1 protein-coding gene is annotated in these 1,232 nt (G+C 67.5%); it reads right to left on the bottom strand.

Features of this window, described 5'->3' with window-relative positions; all coding sequences use genetic code 11:
• Positions 1–110 precede the first annotated feature (110 nt).
• Entirely contained in the window at positions 111–1,193 is a 1,083-nt protein-coding gene (locus DR046_RS22930) for an IS5 family transposase (RefSeq protein ID WP_115384637.1), read from the bottom strand.
• Positions 1,194–1,232 lie beyond the last annotated feature (39 nt).

Here is a 1,232-nt window from a genome sequence, read left to right as displayed (position 1 = left end):
AACCTGTCGATTTCGCCTGGCGGTGAGGGTTTTGGCAGACAAGTGCGCAGGCTGGTGCGGTTTCGGCCCGGGCTGGCCGGCCAGAAGAGGGGTTCGAGGCGTGATGCCGGTCAGGCGGGCGCGGCTCGACCGAGGAGCCACCTGAAGCGGGTCATGTTGTAGGCCATGTTGGCGAGCGTGATCGTGGCCTTCGCGCGCGCCAAACCGATCGTCCGGATCGTCAGACCCATCCGATCCTTCTGCTGGGCGAAGACGTGCTCGACCCTGGCGCGGACCGCCGACTTGCGGCCATTGGCGCGACTGGTCCGTTTGGTTATCGGGCGGCCGCGGGGCTTCTTGCGGTGGACCTGGCTCTTCATGCCTTGGGCCGCGAGCCAAGCCTCGTTCTCCGCGGACCGGTAGGCGCTGTCCGCCCAGACGTCGCGCGCAGTGTTGGACGTCTGGATCAGCCCCTCGCGCAGCCGGGCGCCGTCATGGGCGCTCGCATCGGTGACGATCTGGCGGCGGATGATCCCGTGCATCCGGTCGATGCTGACATGGGACTTGTAGCCGAAGATCGGGATCGCGATGTCGACAGGCTTGCTCCCGTCAGCTCGGGCCTTCGCCTTGGAATACTTGACCGTCCAGCGCGCGCTGGTGTCCTTCTGGGCCGCCTTGGCGGGTTGCTCGGGCCAGATCTCCCGCGCCGTCTTGCCCGCCTTGATCGCGGCCTTCTCGTCCTCGGTATTGCGCTGCCGGGGTGCGGCCACCAGGCTCGCGTCCACGATCTGGCCCGAGCGCGGGATGAACCCGGCGACGTTGATCGCATGGTCCAGCCGCCGGAACAGCTCGTCCAAGATCTCCGCCCGGATCAGCGCCTCGCGGAAATCCCAGAGCGTGTTCGCGTCCGGCACCGGGTCGGCGATACCGAGACCGCAGAACCGCATCCAGCTCAGACGGTCCCGGACCATGCGTTCCGTCGCCTCGAGGCTCAGCCCGTGCAGGCTCTGCAAGACCAGCATCCGGAACTTGAGCACCACGTCCATTGCCGGCCGCCCGCCCTTCGGCGAGCGCTTGTGCCCGGCAGCCCGCTCCAGGATCGGCCGGAACATCTCGAAGTCCACGGTTGCGGCCAGCGTCTCCAGCGGATCGCCCCCGTCCGAGATCTCCGCCAGCCGATCCTCGACGCTCCAAAAACCCGCCTGTCTCGCCATCGATCATCTCCCGCCGCCTCGGCAGGAGTGAATCATGAC

Origin of the sequence: Jannaschia formosa (assembly GCF_003340555.1) — a bacterium.
Lineage (GTDB): Bacteria > Pseudomonadota > Alphaproteobacteria > Rhodobacterales > Rhodobacteraceae > Jannaschia > Jannaschia formosa.
The sequence above is the reverse complement of the archived record's forward strand: the minus strand, read 5'-3'. Positions and strand labels throughout refer to the sequence as shown.